A 23,769-nucleotide genomic window follows, 5' to 3' on the forward strand; every position below is an offset into this window, starting at 1 on the left:
ACCTCCAAAGCACCATGACCCGCGCCCGCAATCCGCAGATCCGCGACCGGCTGGGCGACATGATCAACGAGGCCCAGGGCATCATCGGCGACATCCGCACCGCCATCTTCGACCTGCACGGCGGGATGGCGGGCACCGGTCAGCTCCGCAAACGCCTGCACGACATCGTCGCCGAACTCACCGACACCACCGACATCCGCACCACCGTCCGGATCTCCGGCCCCGTCGGCGTCGTACCCGACGACCTAGCCGAACACGCCGAAGCCGTCCTGCGCGAAGCCATGTCCAACGCGGTGCGCCACGCCCACGCCAAGACCATCACCGTCACGGTCTCCATCGACGACGACCTGATCATCGACGTCACCGACGACGGCATCGGCATCCCCGACACCGTCGCCACAAGCGGACTGCACAACCTCACCGAACGCGCCCACGAAACAGGCGGCCAGCTCGACCTCGCCCGCCGCGACACCGGCGGCACCCGGCTGACCTGGAGCGCGCCCCTGCCGTGAGCTCGCGGCCGGCGCGTCTGGGACGGCGTCCGGGTCACATGCCGAGAGCGGCGGGGGTGAAGTGGGCGTCGTTCCCGGCGCGAGTGGGCTCCTCCGGCAGCCACCAGCCGGCATTCGATGCCGTCATCGGCGTGTCCTCGACGCCGTGGCTGGTCCGGGAAGCCGTGACGCGACTGTCGCGGTGGGTGGAAGTGGAAGCAGACAAGACATGTTCCCTTTCATCGGGCCGGGGCCGGACGTCTTCGACGCTACGGTGGAGCACGCCTCGGGGCAGGAGCCCGAAGGCCCCGGACCGCGGGGACCGAAGTCCCACGTTCGTCATCGCCGCCGGGTTCCGCTCAGGGCACCCGCTCCCACCCGCGCCGGGGTGCCCGCGCCCCGAGCTGGGTGTCGCGGCTGCGGTAGACGATGTAGGGGCGCGTGAGATAGCCCAGCGGCATCGAGAACACGTGCACCAGCCTGCTGAACGGCCAGAACGCGAACAGCACCCAGGCGGCGAGGACATGTGCCTGGAAGCCCCAGGGCGCGGCCTTGATCAGCGCCGTCGCCGGATCGAAGTAGAAGATCGAGCGGAACCACGGTGCGACGGTTTCGCGGTAGTTGTGCGGGTGGCCGGTGAGGTTGCCGAGCACGGTGGTGCCGAGGCCGAGCACGATCGTGCCGATCAGCAGCACGTACATGATCTTGTCGTTGCGGGTGGTGGCGGAGAACACCGGGCCCACGGTGCGGCGCCGGTAGATCAGCAGCGCGGCGCCGCACAGCGTGCACACCCCGGAGATGGTGCCGAGCACCACGGCACCGACGTGGTAGGCGGTTTCGCTGATGCCGATGGCGTTGGTCCACGACTGCGGGATGAGCAGCCCGCCCACGTGCCCCAGTGCGACGACGAGGATGCCGAAGTGGAACAGCGGGCTGCCCAGGCGCAGCAGCCTGCTCTCGTACAGTTGCGAGGACCGCGTGGTCCAGCCGAACTTGTCGTAGCGGTAACGCCAGACATGGCCGAGGATGAAGATCGCGATGGACACGTACGGCACGGCGACCCACAGCAGAGCGTCCACAATGGTCATCGCAGTCCTCCGAACGGTTCGAGTCCGACCTCTTCCTCCGGTGGCCCCTCGGCGATGAGCCGGGCGAGCGCGTCCTCCTCCCGGCCCCGCAGCCGGGGCAGGGTCGCCGCGACCGAGTCGAGCACACGAGCCCACGGCGAGCCGGCCTCGCGCAGGCCCAGTCGCAGCAGTTCGAGCCCGGCACGGTGCTCGCACATCAGCCGCGAACCGGCTTCCGGGTGCCCGGCGGCGAATTCGAGAACGACCGCGAGGTGGTCGGGCAGTTCACCGGGGGCCAGGTCGAGCCCGGCCGCCCGGTAGGCGTGGGTGAAACGCAGCAGCGCCATGCCGCGTTTGCGGGTGTCGCCGTAGGTGTAGTAGGTGAGATAGAGGCTGCCACGTTTGCGGTGGTCGAAGGTCTCGACGTAGTCCGAGGCCAGGTCCATCAGCGGGGTGCGCAACACGTGCTCGAGGAAAGTCGCGAGCGGCTGGCCGACGGGCCCGGGCACCGCCGTGCTGACCTTGCGCAGCAACGGAAGCCGGTGGAGCAGCTCCTCGTCCGGGTAGTCCAGCAGCAGGGATTGGGCCTGCCACGCGAGAGCGTGTTCGTCCGCGGTCATGGCTTGGGCTCCGTGCCGGGCTCGCTGGATTCGCGTGGAGGCGGGAACAGGCCCTCGGGCCTGCCTTTGCCGTCCCAGTTGAGCAGGTTGACACGACTGCCCTTGTCCACGGGTGCGGCCACGGTGTCGGCGGTCTGCCGTTGCCGGAGCGCGTGGTAGTTCTCCACGGCCAGCGGCGGAGCGCCGCCGGAGGCCTCGCCGAACGGGCCGGAGCCGCCCATGCCGGGGCCGCCGTCGTAGTCGAGGCTGCATTCGGTGGCCAGTTCCTCCAGGCCGTGCGCCTGCTCGCTGTGCGCCGGCGGAATCACGTACCGCTCGTCGTACTTGGCCAGCGCGAGCAGCCGGTACATGTCGTAGACCGCTTCGCCGCTCATGCCGACCTTGGCGGGAATCTCCTCGCGGGGTTCGCGGCCGAGGTTGATGTCCCGCATGAACGAGCGCATCGCGGCAAGCCTGCGCAGCACGGCCTCGACCGGCCCGGTGTCTCCGGCCGTGAACAGTTCGGCCAGGTACTCGACCGGGATGCGCAGCGCCTCGATGGCGGCGAAGAGGTTGCCGTGGTCCTCGGCGTCGTGCCCGGTGTCGCGCACCACGTCCACCACCGGCGACAGCGGCGGGATGTACCAGACCATCGGCATCGTGCGGTACTCCGGATGCAGCGGCAGCGCCACCCGGTAGGTGTTGATCAACGCGTACACCGGGGAACGCTGGGCGGCCTCGACCCAGTCGCGCGGAATCCCGGCGTGTTCGGCTTCCCGGATCACCTCGGGGTCGTGCGGGTCGAGAAACACCTGCCGCTGGGCCTCGTACAGCCCGGTTTCGTCCTCTGTGGACGCCGCGTCGAGCACCTTGTCGGCGTCGTAGAGCATCAGCCCGATGTAGCGCAGCCTGCCGACACAGGTTTCCGCGCACACGGTAGGAATGCCGACCTCGACGCGGGGGAAGCAGAACGTGCACTTCTCCGCCTTGCCGGTGCGGTGGTTGAAGTACACCTTCTTGTACGGACAGCCGGTCACGCACATCCGCCAACCGCGGCAGCGGTCCTGGTCGACCAGCACGATCCCGTCCTCACTGCGCTTGTACAACGCACCCGACGGGCACGAGGCGACACAGGAGGGATTCAGGCAGTGCTCACAGATCCGCGGCAGGTAGAACATGAACGTGCGCTCGAACTCGAACCGCACCTTGTCCGCGATGTCGCGCAGCAGCGGATCCTTCTGCCCGTGGTCGGGCGCACCGCCGAGGTCGTCGTCCCAGTTCGCCGACCAGGAGATCTTGGTGTCCTTACCGGAGATCAGCGAACGCGGCCGCGCGACCGGGGTGTGCTCCTGCGCGGGAGCGCTGGTGAGGGTGTCGTAGTCGTAGGTCCACGGTTCGTAGTAGTCGTCGATGCTGGGCATCTTCGGGTTCGCGAAGATCGTCAGCAGTTTGCGCAACCGCCCTCCGCCCTTGAGGCTGAGCCTGCCGCGCCGGTTGAGCGTCCAGCCGCCGCGCCAGCGTTCCTGGTCCTCGTAGGAGCGGGGATAGCCTTGCCCGGGACGGGTTTCGACGTTGTTGAACCAGACGTACTCGACCCCGCTGCGGTTGGTCCAGGCCTGCTTGCAGGTGACCGAACAGGTGTGGCAGCCGATGCACTTGTCGAGGTTCATCACCATCGCCATCTGAGCCATGACACGCATTCAGTACTCCACCTCCTGGGAGCGGCGTCGGATGACGGTCACCTCGTCCCGCTGGTTGCCCGTCGGGCCGAGGTAGTTGAATGCGAACGACAGCTGGGCGTAGGCCCCGATCAGGTGGCTCGGTTTGATCAGCAGCCGGGTCAGCGAGTTGTGGATCCCGCCGCGTTTGCCCGAGGTTTCGGCACGCGGCACGTCGATCAGCCGGTCCTGCGCGTGGTACATGTACACGGTGCCCTCGGGCATCCGGTGCGACACCACGGCACGTGCCACGACCACGCCGTTGCGGTTGACCGCCTCGATCCAGTCGTTGTCGGCCACCCCGATCTTTTTCGCGTCCTCTTTGGACATCCAGATCGTGGGTCCGCCGCGGGAAAGGCTGAGCATGAACAGGTTGTCCTGGTACTCGGAGTGGATCGACCACTTCGAATGCGGGGTCAGGTAGCGCACGGCCACCCCCAGCTCACCCCGCTCCCCCACGCCGGGCTCGCCGAACAGCTCGTCCATGCGCAGCGGCGGGCGGAACACCGGCATCGTCTCCCCCAGCTCGGCCATCCAGTCGTGGTCGAGGAAGAAATGCTGCCTGCCGGTCAGCGTGTGCCACGGTTTGCGGCGCTCGACGTTGATCACGAACGGCGAGTAGCGGCGCCCGCCGGTCTCCGAGCCCGACCATTCCGGCGAGGTGATGACGGGCGTGGGCGCGGACTGCGTGTCGGCGAAGGTGATCTGCTTGCCTTCGTGCTCGGCCGCCAGATCCGCCAAGCGGGTTCCCGTGCGCTGCTCGAGCTGGTGGAAGCCCTGCGTGGCCAGGTGCCCGTTCGTGGTGCCCGACAGCGTCAGGATCGCCTCGCAGGCATGCAGATCGCGCACCAGTGCGGGACGGCCGGCGGCGGGTCCACTTCGGACGATGCCGTTCTTGTGGCGCAGGTACTCCACCCCTTGGCCCAGCTCGAAGGTGACCCCCTTCGTGGTCGCGCCCAGCGAATCGGCCAGCGGGCCGAGTGCGGCCATCTTCGCCGCCACGGCGGGATAGTCGCGCTCCACCACCACGAGTTTGGGCATCGTCCTGCCCGGAACCGGCTCACACTCCCCGGTCTTCCAGTCCGCGACCCGTCCGTGCGGGGTGGCCATCTCGTCCGGGGTGTCGTGCAGCAGCGGAGCCGCTACCACGTCCTTGCGCACGCCGAGGTGCGTTTCGGCCAGTTTGCTGAACGCGCGGGCGATGGTGTGGAAGGCGTCCCAGTCGGTGCGGGTCTGCCACGGCGGCGCGATGGCCGGATTGAACGAATGCACGAAGGGATGCATGTCCGTACTGGACAGGTCGTGTTTTTCGTACCAGGTGGCGGCGGGCAGCACGATGTCGGAGAAGATGGTCGTGCTGGTCATCCGGAAATCCAGTGTCAGCAGCAGATCCAGCTTCCCGGTCGGCGCCTGCTCCCGCCACACGACCTCCTGCGGCCGCGCGCCGGGCGGGGCCTCGCGTGCGCGTACCGAGGATTCGGTGCCGAGCAGATGTTTGAGGAAGTACTCGTTGCCCTTGGCCGAGGAACCCAGCAGGTTCGCCCGCCAGATCGTCAGCACGCGCGGAAAGTTCTCCGGGGCGTCGGGATCCTCGCCCGCGAACCGCAGCCTCCCGGCGCGGAGCTCGGACACCACGTGCTCCCCGGCCGGTGTCTCGCCCGCCTCGTCGGCGAGATCGAGCGGGTTGCGGTCGAAGGTCGGATAGGAGGGCATCCAGCCCAGCCGGGCGGACAGGGCGAGCAGGTCGGCGGTGCTCTTGCCCGTCATCGGGCCCTTCCCGGTGGCGAAGGCGTCCGCGCTGAACGGGTCGTAGCGGAACTGGTCGGTGTGCAGATACCAGTACGCCGTCTGGATCATCTGCCGTGCGGGCCGCTGCCAGTCGGCCGCCGTGGCCAGCAGCGAATAGCCGGTCAGCGGGCGCACCTTCTCCTGACCGACGTAATGCGCCCAGCCGCCCCCGTTGACTCCCTGGCATCCCGTCAGCGTCGTCAGCGCCAGAAAGGCCCGGTAGATCGTGTCCGAGTGGAACCAGTGGTTCGTGCCCGCGCCCATGATGATCATCGACCGGCCCCGGGACTGCTCCGCGTTGGCCGCGAACTCACGCGCGATCCTGGCCGCGGCGGCCGCGGGGACCCCGGTGATCGGCTCCTGCCACGCCGGGGTGTACGGCTCGGCGGCGTCGTCGTACCCCGCGGGCCACACACCGGGCAGCCCGTCTCGCCGCACCCCGTACTGGGCCAGCAGCAGATCGAACACCGTCGTCACCAGCTGCCCGCCGATCCGGCGCACCGGCACCCCGCGCCGCAGCGACACGGCCGAACCGTCGGGAGTGTCGAACCGCGGCAACTCGATTTCCACCGCGTCCCCGCCGGCCGCGGACAGCAACGGGTCCACGCCACCGAGGTCGAGGTTCCACCGTCCGGCTCCCTGCTCGCCGTACCGGAATCCGAGCGAACCACCGGGCACCACGGGTTCGCCGGTCACCGCGTCCAGCAGCACCGGCTTGAACGCCGCGTTCTCGACCTGCTGCCCCAGGTCCTCCGCGGTGAGGAACTTGCCCGGCACGAAGGCGTCCCCGTCCTGGTCGAGGCGCACCAGAAAGGGCAGGTCGGTGTAGTGCTTGACGTAGTCGAGGAAGTAGGGGACCTGACGGCGGAGGAAGAACTCCGTCAGGATGACGTGCCCCATCGCCATCGCCAGCGCGCCGTCGGTACCCGGCTGCGCCGCGAGCCACTCGTCGGCGAATTTCACGTTGTCCGCGTAGTCCGGCGACACCGCGACGACCTTCTGCCCGCGATAGCGCGCCTCCACCATCCAATGCGCGTCCGGGGTCCTGGTCACCGGCAGGTTGGAGCCCCACATGATCAGGTACCCGGCGTCCCACCAGTCCCCGGACTCGGGCACGTCGGTCTGGTCGCCGAACACCTGCGGCGAGGCCACCGGCAGATCCGCGTACCAGTCGTAGAAGGACAGCATCGCGCCGCCCAGCAGCGAGTAGAACCGCGCGCCGGCCGCGTGCGAGACCATCGACATGGCGGGGATCGGCGAGAATCCGGCGAGCCGGTCCGGGCCGTACTCCCGGATCGTGTGCACGTGCGCGGCGGCGATCATCTCCACCGCCTCGTCCCAGCTCGCCCGCACCAGGCCGCCCTTGCCGCGCGCGGCCTTGTAGCGCCGCGCGCGCTCCGGATCGGACACGATCTCCGCCCACGCCGCGACCGGATCCCCCGTGCGCGCCCGCGCCGCGCGGTACATCTCCAGCAGCACACCCCGCACGTAGGGATACCGCACCCGCGTGGGCGAGTAGGTGTACCAGGAAAACGCGGCGCCGCGCGGGCATCCGCGCGGCTCGTACTCCGGCCTGTCCGGGCCCACCGACGGGTAGTCGGTCTGCTGCGCCTCCCAGGTGATGATCCCGTCCTTGACGTAGACCTTCCACGAACAGGAGCCCGTGCAGTTCACCCCGTGCGTGGACCGGACGACCTTGTCGTGACTCCAGCGGTCCCGGTAGAACTCGTCGGCCTGCCTGCCGCCGATCTGGTGCAGCGTCCGCCGATCGGCGGAGACCTCGCCCCGCGTGAAGAACCGCCGGGTGCCGACCAGGGCATCCACGAGCGGTGAGTCCAAGCCCGTGGTTCGAGGCGTGCCTGCCATCACGCTGTCCCCCCGCCATCGATTGATCGCGAAAAGCCGAATCCGACGCTAACAGCCTCAGCCGCCGCTCGCAGCCTTCTCGGGCAACGCGCTGCCGGCACGTGCACGTGCCGCGTCCACCGCCGCCCATTCGTCGGTGCTCAAAAATCCCAGCGCGGCGGGAAAAACCCCGTCCTGCTCGGCGAGAATGTGCTCGCGCAGCACGTGCAGCGCCGCGAGCAGGCGGCCGGGCCAGTCCGGATCCTCCGGTACACCACCGGCCGCCTCGTCCAGCACCGACTCGATCCGCCGGTGCTCAGCGGTCAGCCGGTCGATGTGCTCGGCGAACTCCCCGGCAAGCGCGGGGAACAACCCCTGCTCCTCGACGACGGTGTGCGGCCCGAGCACCGCGGCGATCTCGCGGGCAAGCTCGGCCATCTGGGCGACGCCGGTGCTGGTGCGCACCCGGCTGATCAGGGCGACCACGTGGTCGTGCTCGGCGGTCAGCTCCGCGATCGCGGTCACTGCCTGGCAGCCGCAGTACTCACACATGAATGCAGAGTCCGCGCACGCAGCGCGATTGCGAAAGGGACCAAAGACCCTCCGCGCGGCGACTTTCGTCAGGGTGTCGCGCTCCGTCCTTTGTGCTCACCGGAATCGAGGGCCGCAGACCTCGCACACGAGGACTTTCGGCAGCGCACATTTCCGTTCCGAACAGCGATGTTCAGGTATCTGTTCCACCTTGGGAAGGAAGTGCGTCATGACGCAGCTGCCACAGACGGGTCCGGGCTCGCAGGCGCAGGGCGAACCGCAGCAACCGCAACAGCCGCAGTACGGGTACCCGCAGTACCAGCAACCGCCGCAGTATCCCCAGCCACCGGCACCGGGCTACGGCTACCCGCCGCCGGCACAGCAACAGCAGCGCCCGCAGAACGGGTTCGGCATCACCGCGATGGTCACCGGCATCACCGGCGTGGCCCTGTTCTGGATCCCGTTCGTGAACCTCGTGCTCGGCGTCGTCGGGGTCGTGTTCGGCGTGCTGGGCATCCGCAAGGTCAAGGCCGGTACCGCCACCAACAACGCTCAGGCCATGACCGGCCTGATCACGGGCATCGTCGCGGCGGCGCTGGCCCTGATCCTGCTGCTGATCGCCGTCACCAACGACACGTCGTACTACGTCTTCTACTGAAGCCGGGAACCATCATGACCAACCAGACCAGACGGGTACTCGTGGCGGCCACGGCCGGCGCGGCCCTGGCCGCCACGGCGGCCTTCGCCACGGGCCCGGCCGCGGCCGCACCGCCCGCGGCCACCCCGCAGACCAAAGCGGAGGCGGTGCTCACCCCGAGCCTCGTGTACCTGGAGACCACCTGGCACGGCTGGGTCCGGGACGAGACCGGGAAACTGCTGCCCCAGCCGGACGGCACCACCGAGATCACCGCGCAGGCGTCCTGCTCCGGGTTCGTGGCCGACTCCACGGGCTTCGTCGTCACCGCGGGCCACTGCGTCGACGACCAGAGCGGCCAGGGCGGCAAGAGCGCGCTGATCCAGACCCTGCTCGCCGAGTGGGTTCAGGCGGGCGAGATCAGCTCCTCCGACGCCAGCAGCCTGCTGACCTACGGGCTGACCAACTGGAAGGTGGAGGGACAGGTCGCGGACTCCAACCCGGACCGCGCTGTCGCCGTGTACCAGACCAGCGCCGCCTCGGGCGTCACCGTGACCACCCCCATGCAGGCGTCGGTCGTGGACTACAAGGCGCTCGACAACGGTGACGTCGCGCTGCTGAAGGTGCAGCCGAGCACGCCGATGCCCGCGATCGAGGTCGCGGCGAACGCGACTCAGGAGGACGGGACCGAAGTCATCGCGGCCGGCTACCCCGGCACGGTGAGCCAGGTGGTCGACCCGAAGCTGCAGCCCTCGTTCAAGACCGGCACGATCAGCAGCAAGCAGACCCGCAACGGCGTCCCGTTCACCGAAACGTCGGCGGCCAGCACGCCCGGTATGTCGGGCGGTCCGGTGATCGGGCTCGACGGCCGCGTGCTCGGCACGGTCAGCTTCGGCCCGACCCAGGAGACGCAGGCGTTCAACTTCATGACCGACACCGGGATCCTGCGGTCGATGCTGGTCTCCCATGGCGTGTCGACCACGCTGAGCGCGCCCGACCAGGCCTACCGCCAGGGGCTGAACGAGTACTTCGCGGGCAAGTACCACGCCGCGGCCGCGGACTTCGACAAGGTCCTGGCCCAGGAACCCAACCAGGCTCAGGCGCAGGCCTACCGCTCGAAGGCGATCGCGGCCTTCGGCGAGGAGCCGGCCGCCTCGAACAAGGGCTGGCTGCTGTGGGGCGGCATCGGCCTCGGCGCGGCGGTGCTCATCGCGGCGGCGATCACCATTCCGCTCCTGCTGAGCAGGCGCCGTCGCAACGCGGCCCCTGGACAGCCCGGGACCTTTCCCGGGACGACGCCGACGGGTCCCGTTCCGCAGTTCGGCCCGCCTCCCGCGATGCCGCCGGTGGAGCCGCCGGTCACCACCGTGCCCGGGCCGCGTGAGTCCGAGCATCAGGCGACCGGCGACGGGCACGAGCCACAGGTGGCCGTCAGCCACCTCGGCTACTGCCCCAACTGCGGCAGCCCTCATCCCGCCGAGGCGCACTTCTGCACCGAATGCGGGCAACCGTTCCTCACCGTCACCCGGACTGAGGAACAACAACAACAGCAGCAGCCACCGGCGAAGGCCTGAGCAGGCCACCGGTCCGGTCTCCCCGCTCGCGGCGGGGAGACCGGCTGCGCGGTAACGGAAAGAAGGTACCGGTGATGACGGTCCGGTTGGCCCTGTCTCCGGTGCGGACCACGCGCGGGACCGGTTTCCCGCCGCTGCCGCCGAACGCGCCCGGCCGATGGCTGGACATCTACGTGCGCGCGCAGGCCCTGTGGTGGCAGGCGGACCGGATGGGCACCGCCTCGCCGGGTAGCGAGACGTCGTGGGGCGAACTCGAGCGGATCAAGGAGATCCTGGCCGCGACCGTCTCCGAGATCGAGCCCGTGTGGTGGGGCCGGCGGATGCGGCTGTGGTGGAGCGCGACACCGATCGAAGCCGCCTGGGGCCTGCTGCACGACATCGAGGAACGGCTGGTCGGCCTCACCGGCGACGAGGAACTGATCAGCGAAGCCGGAAAAGCCCTCGAACACGCGCCCCAGTTCCTCAAACCCGACGACGAACGGCTGCGCTACCTGCGTGACGAACTCACCCGGGCTCGTGCGTCCGCCGCCCCGCCGCCCAACACACGCACACTGCGTGCCGCCACGATCGCGGTACTGGCCGTGACGCACGAGGCCTCCGACATGCTTTACCGGCAGTCCCGGGCCCTCCGCAACCGCATGCTCGGCGCGAGCCTGGTGAGCCTGCTGGCCGTGGGCGTCGCGTTCGCCGCCCAGGTCGTGCTCCTGCCGCGGGGACAGGTGCTGATCCACACCGAGGGCACCGCTCCCAGCGGCGTGCCGTTGCTCGCGCTCGTCGCACTGGCGGGCCTGATCGGTGCGGTCATCAGTGCGCTGCCCGTGATGGCGTCGATGCCCACCGGCTACCGGCGCAACCCCTACTCGCTGCCGGTGCAGCAGGCGTTGCTCAAGCTGTGCGCGGGGCCGCTCACCGCGGTCGCCGGACTGGCGCTGGTCGCGACGGACGTCCCGCTCAACGACACCGCGCAGGTGGTGTCGCTGGCCGTGCTGTTCGGAACGGCACAGCACGCACTCACCCGGATCGCCGACCACAAAGCGGCACAGCTCGCGGACACCGCGGCGGGCAAATCGTGAGGCGCGTGCGGCCGGCCGCGATGGGCGGAATCCCCTAGACCCCGCCCGCACCAGTACCCGGACGCCGGCACCCTGTCCCTTGTGGACGGAGTGCCGGCGTCTGCGCGTTTCATCCCCCCACCGTGGCCCGATGCCCGGCATCGGCGAGCAGCTCCTCTCGTGACCCTTGACACTGCCACACACATCAACGTATAACCAAATAAATCAACATGAAACGGCGGTGAAACATCATGTACGCAGAGGAGCGTCAGCAGCGCGTGGTGGAACGCGCGCGGGCCGATGGCCGGGTGGAGGTCACCGAACTGGCCGCCGAGTTCGGGGTGACCACGGAGACGATCAGGCGTGACCTGACCGTGCTCGAGCGGCACGGCGTCCTGCGCCGGGTGCACGGGGGCGCGATCCCGGTGGAACGGCTCGGCTTCGAGCCCGCGCTGGCCGCCCGTGACGCCGTGATGACCGCGGAGAAGGAACGCATCGCCAAGGCCGCGCTGGCCGAGCTGCCGGTGGAGGGCGCCGTGCTCATCGACGCGGGGACCACCACGGCTCGCCTGGCCGAGGTCTGGCCTGCCGACCGGGAACTGACCGTCGTGACCAACGCGCTGCCGATCGCGAGCAGTCTGGCCACGCGCCCGAACACCGCCGTGCTCATGGCAGGCGGCAAGGTTCGCGGCCGCACGATGGCGGCCGTCGACGACTGGGCGCTGCGGTCACTGGCCGACACCTACGTCGATGTCGCGTTCATCGCCACGAACGGCGTCTCCGCCGAGCGCGGACTGACCACACCGGACACCGGGGAGGCGGCCGTCAAACGAGCCATGATCGCCGCGGCCCGCCGGGTGGTCGTGCTGGCCGACCACACCAAGTTCGGCAACGACTGCCTCGCCCGCTTCGGCTCTCTGTCCGATGTGGACGTTCTGATCACCGACGCCGGGCTGGACGAGGACGCGGCGGCCGAGCTGTCCGCCGCCGGGCCGAGGGTGGTGCGCGCGTGATCGTCACGGTGACCGCGAATCCGAGCATCGACCGCACGGTCGAGGTGGCCGCGGTGACCCGCGGCCGGGTGCATCGCGCGCCACGCGCGCTGGTTCATCCCGGCGGCAAGGGCGTGAACGTCTCCCGCACGCTGGCGAAACAAGGACATCCGACCACGGCGGTACTGGTGGCGGGCGGAGCCGAAGGCAGCGAGCTGACCGGCCTGCTCGCGGCCGCCGGCGTGGCCACCAGCCGGGTGAGCGTGGGCGAACCGGTGCGCACCAACATCGCGGTCGCCGAGGCCGACGGCACGATCACCAAGTTCAACGAGGCAGGCCCGGCGCTCTCCGCCGAGGAGGCGGAACGGCTGCTGGAGGCCGCCACGCGTGCGCTCGAGCGTGGCGCGGGCTGGCTGGCCGGCTGCGGCAGCCTGCCACCAGGCATGCCGGCCGCCTTCTACGCGCGGCTGGTCGAGATCGCGCACGCGCGCGGCGTCAACGCCGCGATCGACTCCTCGGGCGCGGCGCTGGCCGCGTGCTTGCCCGCCGCGCCCGAGGTCGTCAAACCCAACCGCTCGGAACTGGCCGAGTACGCGCGCATCGAGGTGCGCACGCTCGGCGACGCGGTCAAAGCGGCGCAGCAGCTGCGTGACCACGGCGCGCGGGCGGTACTGGCCAGCCTGGGCGCGGACGGCGCTCTCCTGGTCGACGGCACCGGCGTCGTGCACGGCGAGGCTCCGGTGGCACGGGTGCGCAGCACGGTGGGGGCGGGCGACGCCATGCTCGCCGGGTTCCTCGCCGCCGGTGGCCGTGGGGAGAAGGCCCTGCGCGAGGCACTCGCCTGGGGCGCCGCGGCGGCCGCGCTCCCGGGCAGCCATCTGCCCGGGCCGGCCGATCTCGACCGCACGGCCGTCGTCATCAACTCCGACATCAGCCCGGACAGGGTACTCGGCGGGCGCGGCAAGCCCGCCGGGGCGTGAGGCAACAGAAGGGAACCGCACATGAGTCAGCTGATCAACGGCGATCTGGTCGACCTCGGCCTCGCCGGCGCCGACCGGCACGAGGTGACCAAGAGCCTCGCGGAACGCATGGTCAAGGCAGGGCGCGTGACCGACGCCGAGGGCTTCCTCGCCGACGTCAAGGCTCGCGAAGAGCAGATGCCGACCGGCATCGAAGGCGGGATCGGCATCCCGCACGCGCGCTCGCGTCACGTCACCGAACCGACCCTGGCCTTCGGCCGGTGCGCGTCGGGCGTGGACTTCGGCGCGTCCGACGGGCCCGCGCACCTCGTCTTCCTGATCGCCGCGCCCGAGGGCGGCGGCTCGGAACACATGACGATCCTCGCGTCGCTGGCACGCAGGCTGGTGCACCAGTCGTTCCGGGACGCACTGCTGGGCGCGCCCGATGCCGGCGCCGTCGTCGAACTGGTCCGGAAGGAGGTGCTGGCCCGATGAAGCTGGTCGCCGTCACGTCGTGCCCCACGGGCATCGCACACACCTACATGGCCGCCGAGGCACTCGAGCAGGCCGCGAAGGCCGCCGGCCACGAGATCCTGGTGGAAACACAGGGCGCCGCGGGCTCGGAACCGCTGCCGGCCGGGCGCATCGCCGACGCCGAAGCGGTGGTGTTCGCCGCCGACGTCGAGGTCCGGGACAAGGAAAGGTTCGCGGGCAAGCCGGTCGTCACCGCCGATGTGAAACGCGGCATCAACAACGCGGCCGGACTCATCGAGGAGGCCGTCGCGGCCGCGAAGTCCCGGCCCGACACGGTGAAGAGCGTCGCGCCGGGGCCGGCGCCGGGCACGAAGGTGGACCCGGGCGCCGGGTTCGGCACACGCCTGCGCCAGTGGCTGATGACCGGCGTCAGCTACATGATCCCGTTCGTCGCGGCCGGGGGCATCCTCACCGCGCTGTCCTTCATCATCGGCGGGGCGAAGGTCGGCGCCGTCGTCGGCGGCGGCACCTTCGAGGGCGTGCACTACCCCGGCGTGACCGACATGTCGCAGCTGCTGCACACCGCCGGCGTCGCGGGCGTGATGTTCGAACTCGGGTCGCTGGCGTTCAAGATGATGGTGCCGATCCTGGCCGGGTTCATCGCCTTCGCCATGGCCGACCGTCCCGGCATCGCCCCCGGCGTCGTCGGCGGCCTCGCCGCCGTCGCGATCAACGCCGGGTTCCTCGGCGGGCTCGTCGCGGGCCTGCTCGCCGGCACCGTGACCGCGGCGTTGAAGAAGCTCAAGGTGCCGCGTGGCGTGGCCGGCGTGATGCCCGTCGTGGTGATTCCGCTGATCTCGGTGTTCGCCGTCGGGTTCCTGATGCTGGTCGTGGTCGGCCAGCCGATCGCGGCCGCCCAGACCGGGATGACGCACTGGCTCAACGGATTGTCCGGCACCAACGCCTGGATGCTCGGCGGGCTGCTGGGCCTGATGATGGGGTTCGACATGGGCGGGCCGGTGAACAAGGTGGCCTATTCGTTCGGCCTGGCCGCACTCGCCTCCGGCAACCTGACGATCATGGCCGCGGTCATGGCCGCGGGCATGACACCGCCGCTGGGGCTGGCACTGGCGACCGTGCTGCGCCGCAAGCTGTTCACCAGGGCCGAGCAGCAGGCCGGCCAGGCCGCCTGGCTGCTGGGGCTGTCGTTCATCACCGAGGGCGCGATCCCGTTCGCGGCGGGCGACCCGCTGCGCGTCATCCCCTCGCTCATGGCGGGCAGCGCGGTGACCGGTTCGCTGTCGGTCACCCTCGGCGCCACATCCCGCGCCCCGCACGGCGGAATCTGGGTCATCGGCCTGATCGGCCACCCGCTCGGCTACCTGGTCGCGATCGTCGCGGGCTCGCTGGTCACCACCCTGTGCGTGATCGTCGCCAAGCACGTCGGCGCGGCGCGCACGAATGCCGTCTCCCCCAGCGAAACCGCCGCGGACGCCCGTCCCGTCACCGCCTGAGGTCCACTGTGGACACAAGAAAGGAATGACAGTCATGGCAGAACGCAAGGTGGTCGTGGCCTCCTCGGTCGGCCTGCACGCCCGTCCCGCCGCGCTGCTGGTCTCCGAGGCCGGCAAGCAGCCCGCCGCCGTTTCCATCGCCAAGGCTCCCGCCACGGAGTTCGTGGACGCGCGCAGCATCCTGTCCGTGCTCGGCCTGGGCGCACGCTGCGGTGACGAGGTGGTGCTCCGCGCCGAAGGCCCGGGCGCCGAGGCCTCGCTCGACGCGGTCGCCGCCGTGATCGCCCACGACCACGACACGGCTCCGGCGTCATGAGCACGGCGGTCGACGACAGCGTGGTCACGGGGATCGGCGTGAGCCCCGGCGTCGCGGCCGGGCCGGTGGCACGGCTCGCCGAGCCGCCCGCGCTGCCCGCGGACACCGGGCCGGAGCCCGACGCCGACGCGGCGGCCGGCCGGGCACGGGAGGCGCTCGCCGCGGTCGCTGCGGATCTCGAATCCCGCGCGGCGCGAGCCACGGGTGAGGCCGCCGACGTGCTGCTCGCCCAGGCGATGATGGTCCGTGACCCGGCGCTGACCGAGCAGGTCTCGGCCGCGCTCGCCGGCGGGAAATCCCTGCCGCACGCCGTGGCCGCCGCGTTCGACGTGTTCCGGTCGGCGATGGAGGCCGCGGGGGGCTACCTCGCCGAACGCACCGCGGACCTCGCCGACCTGTGCCGGCGGACCCTCGCGTGCCTGCTCGGCCTGCCCATGCCGGGGATACCCGATCCGGGTCACCCGTTCGTGCTGGTCGCGACCGATCTCGCACCCGCGGACACGGCCACCCTCGACCCCTCGCGGGTGCTGGCCATCGTGACCGGACAAGGCGGGCCCACCAGCCACACCGCGATCCTCGCGAAATCGCTGGGCATCCCGGCCGTCGTCGCCTGCCACCGCGCCGGAGGGATCACCGACGACACGGAACTGCTCGTCGACGGCACCACGGGCACCGTCGTGGTGACCCCGCCGGCGGAGGAGGTCGAACGCGCCCTCAGCGCCTGGGCCGCGCACCGCGACGCCCTGTCGGCCGCCCGCGGGCCCGGCCGCACCCAAGACGGCACGTCCGTGGCGTTGCTGGTCAATCTCGGCGGGGCCGCCGATCTGTCGGCCGCGGCCGCCGCGGACAGCGAAGGCGTCGGCTTGCTGCGCACCGAGTTCCTGTATCTGGGCCGCACCGAGGCTCCCGCGCGGGACGAGCAGTGTGCGGCCTATGGCAAGGTTTTCGCCGCGTTCAGCGGCCGGAAGGTCGTGGTCCGCACACTCGACGCGGGCGCGGACAAGCCGCTGCCCTACCTCGGCCAGGGCGAGGAACCGAACCCGGCGCTGGGCGTGCGCGGGCTGCGGCTCGACCGGCGGCAGCCACGCATCCTGGACGAGCAGCTCGCGGCGATCGCCACGGCGCGCGACCAGCACGACGCCGAGGTCTGGGTCATGGCGCCGATGGTGTCCACCCCGGCCGAGGCCGCGGCGTTCGCGGCGCGGGCGCGCTCCCACGGGCTCGGCGTCGCGGGCACCATGATCGAGGTCCCGGCGGCCGCGCTGCGTGCCCAGCAGGTGCTCGCCGGATGCGATTTCGCCAGCATCGGCACCAACGATCTCGGCCAGTACACCTATGCCGCGGACCGGATGGCCGGCGAGCTGGCGGACCTGCTCGATCCCTGGCAGCCCGCGCTGCTGGAGCTGGTGCGGCACGCCGCCGAAGCGGGACGCCGGGCCGGGAAACCGGTCGGGGTCTGCGGCGAGGCGGCCGGCGATCCCTACCTCGCGCTCGTGCTGGCGGGTGTGGGCGTGACCAGCCTGTCGATGGCACCGGCCTCCCTCGCCGCCGTCCGGCTGGCACTGGCCGCGCACACACTGGCCGAATGCCAGGCGCTGGCCGAAATGGCGTTGTCGGCCGAGGACGCGAGGCACGCCCGCGAGGCGATCACCGCCGGGGCGAACCCGATCACCACCTCTGAAGCTTTGCCCGCACGGTGAGCGACGGCGCCCAAGACGATCAGCCCGTCGTCAACGCCGCGGCCAGCAGGGCCTGTGCCGACTCGCGCAGGAGGGTGGCGGCCTCTTTCCGCGACAGCGGTGCGAGCGCGTCCCGGGCGGGTGTCGCATGAGGACCGGGTCAGTGAGCCACCGGCCTGACGAGGTCGCTTTCCGCGCCGGCCCCGTGCACGACCGTCAGGCCGCCCTGGGATTCGAACAGCACGAACCGGACATCGCCGAGCGAGCGCACGCCTCGTTGGCGTAGCGCGGCGCGCAGGTCGTCCTCGGTGAGGCGGCACCTGCGCAGCTGCCGCCGGTCGATCACCCCGTCGGTGACGAGCACGCGCACCGGATGATCCATGACGCGCCCGACCGGCGCGAACAACCGCAGTCTCGCCAGCACGGTGTGCGTGAGCAGCAGCGTCACCAGTGCCGCGAACCCCAGCAGGAACGAGGTGTCGCTCGAGGTCGCGTTCCGGCCGATGACGGCCCCGATCGCCACCGCGGTGACGAAGTCGAAGATCCTCATCTCGGCCAGCGCACGCCGCGGCGCGAGCCGCAGCCCGATCAGCGCCGTCAGCGCGAGCAGCAGTGTCTTGCCGCAGACCACACCGATCTCCGGCCAGTGCCCGGTCAGCCAGGACATGCGAACTCAGCCGCTTTCCGGATCGGCGCTGTAGACCGGATTCCGCTGTGGGGCGGGCCGGCCGGGGGCGCCGTTGAGCCGGTGCCGCTCGTGGATGTAGACGGCCTGCCCGATGGCACCGAGCATCATGCCGAACGAACCGACGATGAACAGCCAGATGGCCGGCATCTCCGACCACGACCACAGGAACAGCACGCTGCCGACGAAGAAGATGACGTTCCCGATGACACCGATCACCAAGTGGACGGTCGGGAACTCCCTGATGAAGGTCCGCATGTTCACGGCTGACACCTGCCGTTCCGGTCGGGGTTCACGACCACCTCCGCGTCGTCGTCACCGCGGGCTCGCGACCGCGGTCTCCTCCGGCATCCCTGCCCGCTCCGGCCTTCCCCGAATCGAACGCCCGCAAACGGGCATGAGCAACATTTGTCTCATGCAACAAAACAAGCCCGCATGAGAGGTGATGGGTTTCGGCGGGTGCCGCAACGGATATCAGAAGGTCGGCCCTTCGCGTCACCAGGAAAAGCGGTGCCCAAAATGATGTTGACGAAGCCCGAGGAACGGTCACGGGTGGAACGAGGCCTGGAGTGCTACGTGCGGGCGGTATCGGCACAGCTCGGACTGCCTCCTACCGCCGCGGTCACGGAGGTCGCCGACACGGCCGGCGCGTACATACCGCTGGCACGCCGCAGCGCCCGCTTCCCGGACGAGGACCTGATGCTGGCCTGGAACGACCGCGAGGGCTGGTTCGTGGGCCTGGACGCCGACCCCGGTCACACTCCGCGCGTGATCGGCTACCTCGGCGGCCCGGACCCGCTACCGAAACCATCCGTGGTGCGCGCTTTCGTCGACGACCTCGTCGCCGGCCACTGGAGCGGACCGGTATCACCACCGCCGCACGAGATGACCGAGGACGTACTCGCCGCCAGGCTCGGCAGCTACCTCGGCTGACCGTGGCACCGGAACCCGGGCTGGCGCACGTGATGGGACGACACCGATGAAGCTCCGGCTGGGCCTCGTCGCCCGCGGGGCGCAGACCCTCTCCGCCTGGACGACGCTCGAGGGATGGCTGCTGACCCACGGGCTGCTGTTCGAGTTCGTCCTCTACCTCACCGAGGAACGGCTGATCGAGGACGCCGTCGACGGGCGCATCGACCTGGCGTTCGTATTACCGCTGACGTGGGTCCGGACGCGCCGGAGGGCTGAGGTCCTCGGAAGACGCGTGCGTCCCCTGGTCATGCGCGAGTGTGATCGCGACGAGGCGTCCCTGATCCTCGTGCGCGCGGATTCGGCGCATCGCCGGCTCACCGACCTGCGCGACCAGTCGGTCGGCGTCGGCCAGCCAGGCCCACCCGTGGCGGCACTCGTACCCGAGCTCATGCTCCGCAAAGCCGGACTGGTCCCCGGCAACACGGTCGATCTCCGGGCGGGCCCCGCCGTCGGCGAACAACCGGTCCAGTCACTGCTGAGGGGTGAGCTGGACGCGATGGCGCTGGACCGCAGGCACTACGGACGGTGGACCGTCAGCGGCGCCATTCCCCCTGGCACCGTGCGCGTGCTCGCCCGGTCCGGGCGGTACGACGCCGGCCACATCATGGTGACCGATGTCGCGCCCGCGCATCTGGTGTCGCGCCTGGCGACCCTGCTGCTGGCCATGCCCTCGTCCGACCACATCCAGCGGGTGCTCGGGCCTGCCGACATGGCGCACTGGAACGAAGGCCGTGCCGGCGGTTACCAGGTGATCGAGACCGCCGTCGACGAGCTCGGCTTCTGTGACCGGGCAGGAAGGCTCATCGCGTAGCGGCCTTCCGAGCCGGCCACGCGTGATCGCCACTGCCGGGGAAACCACCGGGGTGGATGGAGGTGGCGCGTGACGCTCACGTGGGATCGCCACCATCCTGCTCGGGTTCGCCCTGCAGGTCGCGGCACTGGCCGGCGGACCGATCCTGCTGGTGCAGCCGATTCTCATCCTGGAAGTCGGCTTCACCCTCCTGCTGTCCCGGGTCGTGTTCCGCGCCCGGCTGCGTCTGCGGGAATCTTCCCACTGCAGAACGCGCTGCGCGCCGGACGGCTCGTCGCGGAGCTCGCCGGCGCCGCGGCCGTCGCCGCGGGCATGGTCCTGCTGTCGCGATCACCGCTGGTGCAGGGCTCCCAGAGCCGCACCGAACAGGGAGCGGCGGCGGGGCAATGACCCAGCGCCGCACAAGAGCATCCGGCCTTTCGTCGCAGCCCAGCCCACCACATCCGCCCTGGACAACTTTTGCGTGGCGCACAAATTTCTCCGATCCCCGTGTCAGGCGCTCCCCCACCGGGTATGTGCGCGGTGAAGGCAGTCGACGTCGAAACGGGGCGTGACATGGATGCAGTGGTGTGGCGGCCGGTGCCGAAGGGTGCATCGTGGCACCGCGGTGGTTGACCGTGCTGGCCTGGTGCGGGCTCGGCCTGGGCTTCGCCAGCGCGATCTGGATCCTGCTCGACATCTACGTCCGCCGCTACCGGCAGCGGATGCCGGTGATGGAAGCGGTCTGGCCGGTCACGGCGTTGTATTTCGGGCCGGCCGCGGCCGTGGGCTACCACCGGTGGGGCCGCCCGAAATCACGCCGCTGGCAGCGTGAACACGGCGACCCGCCGGACAAGCCCGGCTACGCGACCACGGCGGTCGGCGTCTCACACTGTGGTGCGGGCTGCACCCTCGGTGACATCGTCTCCGAGTTCGCGCTGTTCAGCATCGGCGCCACCGTCGCGGGGGAGGCCGTTTACGCCTCCTACATCGGCGACTACATCCTGGCGCTGGCGCTGGGCGTGGTGTTCCAGTATTTCGCGATCGCCCCCATGCGCGGGCTCAGCCTGCGCAAGGGGCTCGTCGAGGCCGTCAAGGCCGATTTCCTGTCCCTGACGGCGTTCCAGGTGGGCTTGTTCGGCTGGATGGCACTGACGGCGTTCGTGTTCTTCCCCGCCCCGCACCACCTGCACCCCAGCGACGCGGCCTACTGGTTCCTGATGCAGATCGGGATGATCGTCGGCTTCTTCACCGCCTGGCCGGTCAACACCCGGCTGATCCGGCGGGGCATCAAGGAAGCCATGTGACCGGCCAAGAAAACCGGGACAGAGAAAGGAGTGCACATCATGACACCCACCACCCCCGATGCGGGGCAACGAAACGGCGGCGGGGCCGACTTCGGGTTCTGGCGCGACCACACCCACATCAACCTCAGCCCCATCGCGGCACCGTCGATCCTCGGGCTGTTCGGCTTCGCCGTCTCCACCTTCATGGTCGCGGCGAACATGGCGGGCTGGTTCGGTGACGAGACCACGACCCCGTTGATCCTGGCGCCGTTCGCGTTCGCCTTCGGTGGGATCGCCCAGCTGCTCGCGGCGATGTGGTCCTTCCGTGCCCGCGATGCGCTCGCCACCGGCATCCACGGCGCGTGGGGTTCGTTCTGGATCGGCTACGGCATCTACCAGCTGTTCGTCGGTCTCGGCGGGCTTCCCGGCACCTCGACCAGCACGCTCGCGGCGACCGCGTTCGGGTTCTGGTTCATCGGGCTGGCCGCGGTGACCTGGACCGGGGTGTTCGCCGCGTTGGCCGAGAACACCGCGGTCATGCTCGTGCTCCTGGCGCTGGCCACCGGGTCGACCCTGCTGGCGATCGCGCTGATCGCCGACGTCGGCACCCTGCGCACGATCGCCGCGTACTTCCTGCTCGCCTCCGCGGTGCTGGCCTGGTACACGGGCTCGGCCATGGTGCTGGAAGCCACCTACAAGCGGGTGGTGCTGCCGATGGGCAAGATCGGTGCCGAACCCAACATCCCGGGCCGCATCCCCAAGCAGGTCATCCAGTACGAGTACGGCGAACCCGGAATCAAGGTCGGGCAGTGAGCCCGGCGCGAACAGACCACCGCCCAGAGCGGTGAACCGACCGGCGACCACGCCATTCTCCCTTCTCAGCCATGGCGTGGCCGCCGGCCCACCTCGCCGTCGCGAGTACTGGGTCGGCGGCAGCACGCTGGGAACCGGGATGGCCGCCGGCGCGGCCGCGCCGCGGAAACGCCGGCGGATGCTCAGTCCTCGCCGGTGACGGCCCGGCGTTGCACCGGGCCGCCCGGCCCCGCGAGGTTGAACGCGGTGGTGATCAGCGGGATGTGGGACAGCGCCTGCGGGAAGTTGCCGAGCAGCCGCCTCTCGTGCGGGTCGTACTCCTCGGAAAGCAGCCCGACGTCATTGCGCAGCCCGAGAATCCTCTCGAACAGCTCGCGTCCCCGGTCGCGCTCGCCCTGGAGGATGTAGTTGTCCGCGAGCCAGAAGCTGCACGCCAGGAAGGCGCCCTCGCCCTCGGGCAGGCCGTCGCTCTCACCGCCGCCGCCGCGATAGCGCCACACCAGCGGTCCTGCGGCCAGGTCCTTCTCCACCGCCGCGACCGTGCCGCGCATCCGCTCGTCCTCGGCGGGCAGGAAGCCGACGTTCGGGATCGTCAGCAGGGCGGCATCCAGTGATGTGGAGCCGTAGTGCTGCACGAAGGTGTTGCGCCCGGGGTCGTAGCCCTTCGCGCACACCTCGTCGAAGATCTCCTCACGCAGCCGGCGCCAGCGGTCGGCAGGCCCGTCGAGCCCGAAGTCGGTGACCGCGCGCACCGCCCGGTCCGCGGCGGCCCAGGCCATCACCTTGGAATGGGTGAACTGGCGCCGGGGCCCGCGCATCTCCCAGATCCCGTTGTCGGGGTCGCGCCAGTTGCCCTCCAGGAAGTCCATCAAGCCGCGCTGCAGCCGCCACGCGTCCTCGTCCGGCGGAATGCCGTGGGCGCGGGCCTGGTGCAGCGCGTCCATCACTTCGCCGTAGATGTCGAGCTGGTACTGCCCGGCCGCCGCGTTCCCGGCGCGGACCGGCCGCGCACCCGCGTAGCCGGGCAGCCAGTCGAGCTCGAGCTCCGGGAGCCGGCGCCTGCCGTCGATCCCGTAGCTGACCTGCATCTGTTCGGGGCGGCCGGCGACCGCCCGCAACAGCCATTCACGCCACTCCCCCGCTTCCCGCTCGTACCCGGCATCCAGCAACGCCAGCAGGGTGAAGGTCGCGTCGCGCAGCCAGCAGAACCGGTAGTCCCAGTTGCGGACCCCGTCCAGCCGCTCCGGCAGGGACGTCGTGGGCGCCGCCACGGTTCCGCCGGTGGGCGCGTAGGTCAGTGCCTTGAGGGTGAGCAGTGAACGAACGACCGCGTCCCGGTAAGGGCCGTCGTAGGCGCACCGCGCGGCCCAGTCGCGCCACCACCGTTCGGTGTCGTCGATGACCGCTCCCGCACCCTGCCACGCGGTGCCGGAATCCGGGCCGGTCCGCCAGGACAGCCGGAAGTCCGCCACGTCGCCTTCGCCCACCGCGAACTCGCTCGCGAGAGTGTCCTCAGTGGACTCCGTCACGGGCGGGCCGGCGTCCAGCGTGAGCCGGTCCGGTCCGGCGATCATGGTCCAGGCGCGGCCGTCGGCACGCAGCCACGGCGTGATCGAACCGTAGTCGGGGCGCGGCACCAGGTCACAGCGCATCGCGACGCGGCCGGCCACGCCCTCCACCCGCCGCACCAGTTCGGGGCGCTCACCGCGGACCGGCATGCAGTCCACGACCCGGACCGCCTCCCCGCCACGGCTGAACGTCGTCTCCAGGACGAGGCTGTCCCCGCGGTAGCGGCGGCGCACGTGCCAGCCCTCGCCCCTCGGCCGCAGCGACCAGTAGCCGTGCCGGTGATCACCCAGCAACGCCGCGAAACAAGCCCCGGAATCGAAGCGGGGCAGGCAGAGCCAGTCGACCGAGGCGTCCCGGCTGACCAGCGCCGCGGTGTGGGTGTCGCCGATGAGCGCGTAATCCTCCAGTACCGCCGACATGC

Annotated in this window: 22 protein-coding genes; 14 read left to right on the forward strand and 8 right to left on the reverse strand. The window is 70.5% G+C overall.

Going from position 1 to position 23,769, the window contains the following annotated elements; all coding sequences use genetic code 11:
• On the forward strand, positions 1–512 hold a 512-nt coding region (locus tag HFP15_RS33405; protein WP_246272265.1), incomplete at its 5' end, for a sensor histidine kinase.
• A 338-nt stretch (positions 513–850) separates the two neighbouring features.
• Here the strand turns inward: HFP15_RS33405 and narI are convergent.
• From narI to HFP15_RS33430, 5 genes are read right to left on the reverse strand one after another with little or no spacing between them, the layout of a single operon-like run.
• Entirely contained in the window at positions 851–1,579 is a 729-nt protein-coding gene (gene narI / locus HFP15_RS33410) for a respiratory nitrate reductase subunit gamma (RefSeq protein ID WP_168520961.1), read from the reverse strand.
• A complete protein-coding gene (gene narJ / locus HFP15_RS33415; RefSeq protein WP_168520963.1) occupies positions 1,576–2,178 on the reverse strand; it encodes a nitrate reductase molybdenum cofactor assembly chaperone in 603 nt (200 codons plus the stop codon). Before narJ ends, narI begins: the two co-directional genes overlap by 4 nt.
• The gene (gene narH / locus HFP15_RS33420) at positions 2,175–3,857 is read right to left on the reverse strand and encodes a nitrate reductase subunit beta (RefSeq protein ID WP_168520966.1); all 1,683 of its coding nucleotides are present in this window, start codon (positions 3,855–3,857) and stop codon (positions 2,175–2,177) included. The genes narJ and narH overlap by 4 nt, the downstream gene beginning before the upstream one ends.
• Complete coding sequence (locus tag HFP15_RS33425) at positions 3,858–7,529, reverse strand: nitrate reductase subunit alpha (protein WP_168520968.1); 3,672 nt, start codon at positions 7,527–7,529, stop codon at positions 3,858–3,860. It abuts the gene before it with no gap.
• 57 nt (positions 7,530–7,586) lie between these two features.
• Entirely contained in the window at positions 7,587–8,060 is a 474-nt protein-coding gene (locus tag HFP15_RS33430; RefSeq protein ID WP_168520970.1) for a hemerythrin domain-containing protein, read from the reverse strand.
• 208 nt (positions 8,061–8,268) lie between these two features.
• On the opposite strand from HFP15_RS33430, the gene HFP15_RS33435 reads away from it, so the two are divergent.
• The 9 genes from HFP15_RS33435 (at position 8,269) to ptsP (ending at position 17,254) form a co-directional block, all read left to right on the forward strand.
• Positions 8,269–8,697 (forward strand): DUF4190 domain-containing protein, encoded by a 429-nt coding sequence (locus HFP15_RS33435; RefSeq protein WP_168520972.1) that lies wholly within the window; start codon positions 8,269–8,271, stop codon positions 8,695–8,697.
• 14 nt (positions 8,698–8,711) lie between these two features.
• Positions 8,712–10,247: a trypsin-like peptidase domain-containing protein gene (locus tag HFP15_RS33440; protein WP_168520973.1), complete on the forward strand. Its 1,536-nt coding sequence runs from the start codon at positions 8,712–8,714 to the stop codon at positions 10,245–10,247.
• Between the two features lie 74 nt (positions 10,248–10,321).
• On the forward strand, positions 10,322–11,320 hold the full coding sequence (locus tag HFP15_RS33445; protein WP_168520975.1) for a hypothetical protein: 999 nt from the start codon (positions 10,322–10,324) through the stop codon (positions 11,318–11,320).
• A gap of 230 nt (positions 11,321–11,550) precedes the next feature.
• Positions 11,551–12,312, forward strand: coding sequence for a DeoR/GlpR family DNA-binding transcription regulator (locus tag HFP15_RS33450; protein WP_168520977.1), 762 nt, complete (start codon positions 11,551–11,553; stop codon positions 12,310–12,312).
• Positions 12,309–13,271 (forward strand): 1-phosphofructokinase, encoded by a 963-nt coding sequence (pfkB, locus tag HFP15_RS33455; RefSeq protein WP_168520979.1) that lies wholly within the window; start codon positions 12,309–12,311, stop codon positions 13,269–13,271. Before HFP15_RS33450 ends, pfkB begins: the two co-directional genes overlap by 4 nt.
• A 21-nt stretch (positions 13,272–13,292) precedes the next feature.
• The gene (locus HFP15_RS33460; RefSeq protein WP_168520981.1) at positions 13,293–13,745 is read left to right on the forward strand and encodes a PTS sugar transporter subunit IIA; all 453 of its coding nucleotides are present in this window, start codon (positions 13,293–13,295) and stop codon (positions 13,743–13,745) included.
• Positions 13,742–15,238 (forward strand): PTS fructose transporter subunit IIC, encoded by a 1,497-nt coding sequence (locus HFP15_RS33465; RefSeq protein WP_168520983.1) that lies wholly within the window; start codon positions 13,742–13,744, stop codon positions 15,236–15,238. Before HFP15_RS33460 ends, HFP15_RS33465 begins: the two co-directional genes overlap by 4 nt.
• 34 nt (positions 15,239–15,272) lie before the next feature.
• Complete coding sequence (locus HFP15_RS33470; RefSeq protein WP_168520985.1) at positions 15,273–15,554, forward strand: HPr family phosphocarrier protein; 282 nt, start codon at positions 15,273–15,275, stop codon at positions 15,552–15,554.
• Complete coding sequence (gene ptsP / locus HFP15_RS33475; protein WP_168520987.1) at positions 15,551–17,254, forward strand: phosphoenolpyruvate--protein phosphotransferase; 1,704 nt, start codon at positions 15,551–15,553, stop codon at positions 17,252–17,254. Before HFP15_RS33470 ends, ptsP begins: the two co-directional genes overlap by 4 nt.
• A gap of 139 nt (positions 17,255–17,393) precedes the next feature.
• On the opposite strand, the gene HFP15_RS33480 is transcribed toward ptsP, so the two are convergent.
• The gene (locus HFP15_RS33480; protein ID WP_168520989.1) at positions 17,394–17,900 is read right to left on the reverse strand and encodes a DUF421 domain-containing protein; all 507 of its coding nucleotides are present in this window, start codon (positions 17,898–17,900) and stop codon (positions 17,394–17,396) included.
• A 6-nt stretch (positions 17,901–17,906) separates the two neighbouring features.
• Positions 17,907–18,176, reverse strand: coding sequence for a YrhK family protein (locus HFP15_RS33485; RefSeq protein ID WP_168521050.1), 270 nt, complete (start codon positions 18,174–18,176; stop codon positions 17,907–17,909).
• A 261-nt stretch (positions 18,177–18,437) separates the two neighbouring features.
• Between HFP15_RS33485 and HFP15_RS33490 the strand changes: the two genes are divergently transcribed.
• The 4 genes from HFP15_RS33490 to HFP15_RS33505 all read left to right on the forward strand — a co-directional run bounded on the left by HFP15_RS33490 (position 18,438) and on the right by HFP15_RS33505 (position 21,779).
• Positions 18,438–18,851, forward strand: coding sequence for a DUF6292 family protein (locus HFP15_RS33490; RefSeq protein ID WP_168520991.1), 414 nt, complete (start codon positions 18,438–18,440; stop codon positions 18,849–18,851).
• 46 nt (positions 18,852–18,897) lie between these two features.
• Positions 18,898–19,701, forward strand: a complete 804-nt coding sequence (locus HFP15_RS33495) for a phosphate/phosphite/phosphonate ABC transporter substrate-binding protein (RefSeq protein WP_168520993.1) — start codon at positions 18,898–18,900, stop codon at positions 19,699–19,701.
• A gap of 596 nt (positions 19,702–20,297) precedes the next feature.
• Complete coding sequence (locus tag HFP15_RS33500) at positions 20,298–20,987, forward strand: DUF4396 domain-containing protein (protein ID WP_312871876.1); 690 nt, start codon at positions 20,298–20,300, stop codon at positions 20,985–20,987.
• Between the two features lie 39 nt (positions 20,988–21,026).
• The gene (locus tag HFP15_RS33505; RefSeq protein ID WP_168520995.1) at positions 21,027–21,779 is read left to right on the forward strand and encodes an acetate uptake transporter; all 753 of its coding nucleotides are present in this window, start codon (positions 21,027–21,029) and stop codon (positions 21,777–21,779) included.
• Positions 21,780–21,961: 182 nt separating this feature from the next.
• Here HFP15_RS33505 and HFP15_RS33510 read toward each other — a convergent pair whose 3' ends face one another.
• Positions 21,962–23,767 carry a glycoside hydrolase family 15 protein gene (locus HFP15_RS33510; RefSeq protein ID WP_168520997.1) on the reverse strand — a complete coding sequence of 602 codons (1,806 nt, stop codon included), beginning with the start codon at positions 23,765–23,767 and terminating at the stop codon, positions 21,962–21,964.
• Between the last annotated feature and the right edge of the window lie 2 nt (positions 23,768–23,769).

Origin of the sequence: Amycolatopsis acididurans (genome assembly GCF_012328925.1) — a bacterium.
Taxonomy (GTDB): Bacteria; Actinomycetota; Actinomycetes; order Mycobacteriales; family Pseudonocardiaceae; genus Amycolatopsis_E; species Amycolatopsis_E acididurans.

Bases quoted from the DNA above. Each gene is read 5' to 3' on its own strand.
- narI (WP_168520961.1), bottom strand. From the start codon at position 1,579: ATGACCATTGTGGACGCTCTGCTGTGGGTCGCCGTGCCGTACGTGTCC.
- narJ (WP_168520963.1), bottom strand. From the start codon at position 2,178: ATGACCGCGGACGAACACGCTCTCGCGTGGCAGGCCCAATCCCTGCTG.
- narH (WP_168520966.1), bottom strand. From the start codon at position 3,857: ATGCGTGTCATGGCTCAGATGGCGATGGTGATGAACCTCGACAAGTGC.
- HFP15_RS33425 (WP_168520968.1), bottom strand. From the start codon at position 7,529: ATGGCAGGCACGCCTCGAACCACGGGCTTGGACTCACCGCTCGTGGAT.
- HFP15_RS33430 (WP_168520970.1), bottom strand. From the start codon at position 8,060: ATGTGTGAGTACTGCGGCTGCCAGGCAGTGACCGCGATCGCGGAGCTG.
- HFP15_RS33435 (WP_168520972.1), top strand. From the start codon at position 8,269: ATGACGCAGCTGCCACAGACGGGTCCGGGCTCGCAGGCGCAGGGCGAA.
- HFP15_RS33440 (WP_168520973.1), top strand. From the start codon at position 8,712: ATGACCAACCAGACCAGACGGGTACTCGTGGCGGCCACGGCCGGCGCG.
- HFP15_RS33445 (WP_168520975.1), top strand. From the start codon at position 10,322: ATGACGGTCCGGTTGGCCCTGTCTCCGGTGCGGACCACGCGCGGGACC.
- HFP15_RS33450 (WP_168520977.1), top strand. From the start codon at position 11,551: ATGTACGCAGAGGAGCGTCAGCAGCGCGTGGTGGAACGCGCGCGGGCC.
- HFP15_RS33460 (WP_168520981.1), top strand. From the start codon at position 13,293: ATGAGTCAGCTGATCAACGGCGATCTGGTCGACCTCGGCCTCGCCGGC.
- HFP15_RS33465 (WP_168520983.1), top strand. From the start codon at position 13,742: ATGAAGCTGGTCGCCGTCACGTCGTGCCCCACGGGCATCGCACACACC.
- HFP15_RS33470 (WP_168520985.1), top strand. From the start codon at position 15,273: ATGGCAGAACGCAAGGTGGTCGTGGCCTCCTCGGTCGGCCTGCACGCC.
- ptsP (WP_168520987.1), top strand. From the start codon at position 15,551: ATGAGCACGGCGGTCGACGACAGCGTGGTCACGGGGATCGGCGTGAGC.
- HFP15_RS33480 (WP_168520989.1), bottom strand. From the start codon at position 17,900: ATGTCCTGGCTGACCGGGCACTGGCCGGAGATCGGTGTGGTCTGCGGC.
- HFP15_RS33485 (WP_168521050.1), bottom strand. From the start codon at position 18,176: ATGCGGACCTTCATCAGGGAGTTCCCGACCGTCCACTTGGTGATCGGT.
- HFP15_RS33490 (WP_168520991.1), top strand. From the start codon at position 18,438: ATGATGTTGACGAAGCCCGAGGAACGGTCACGGGTGGAACGAGGCCTG.
- HFP15_RS33495 (WP_168520993.1), top strand. From the start codon at position 18,898: ATGAAGCTCCGGCTGGGCCTCGTCGCCCGCGGGGCGCAGACCCTCTCC.
- HFP15_RS33505 (WP_168520995.1), top strand. From the start codon at position 21,027: ATGACACCCACCACCCCCGATGCGGGGCAACGAAACGGCGGCGGGGCC.
- HFP15_RS33510 (WP_168520997.1), bottom strand. From the start codon at position 23,767: ATGTCGGCGGTACTGGAGGATTACGCGCTCATCGGCGACACCCACACC.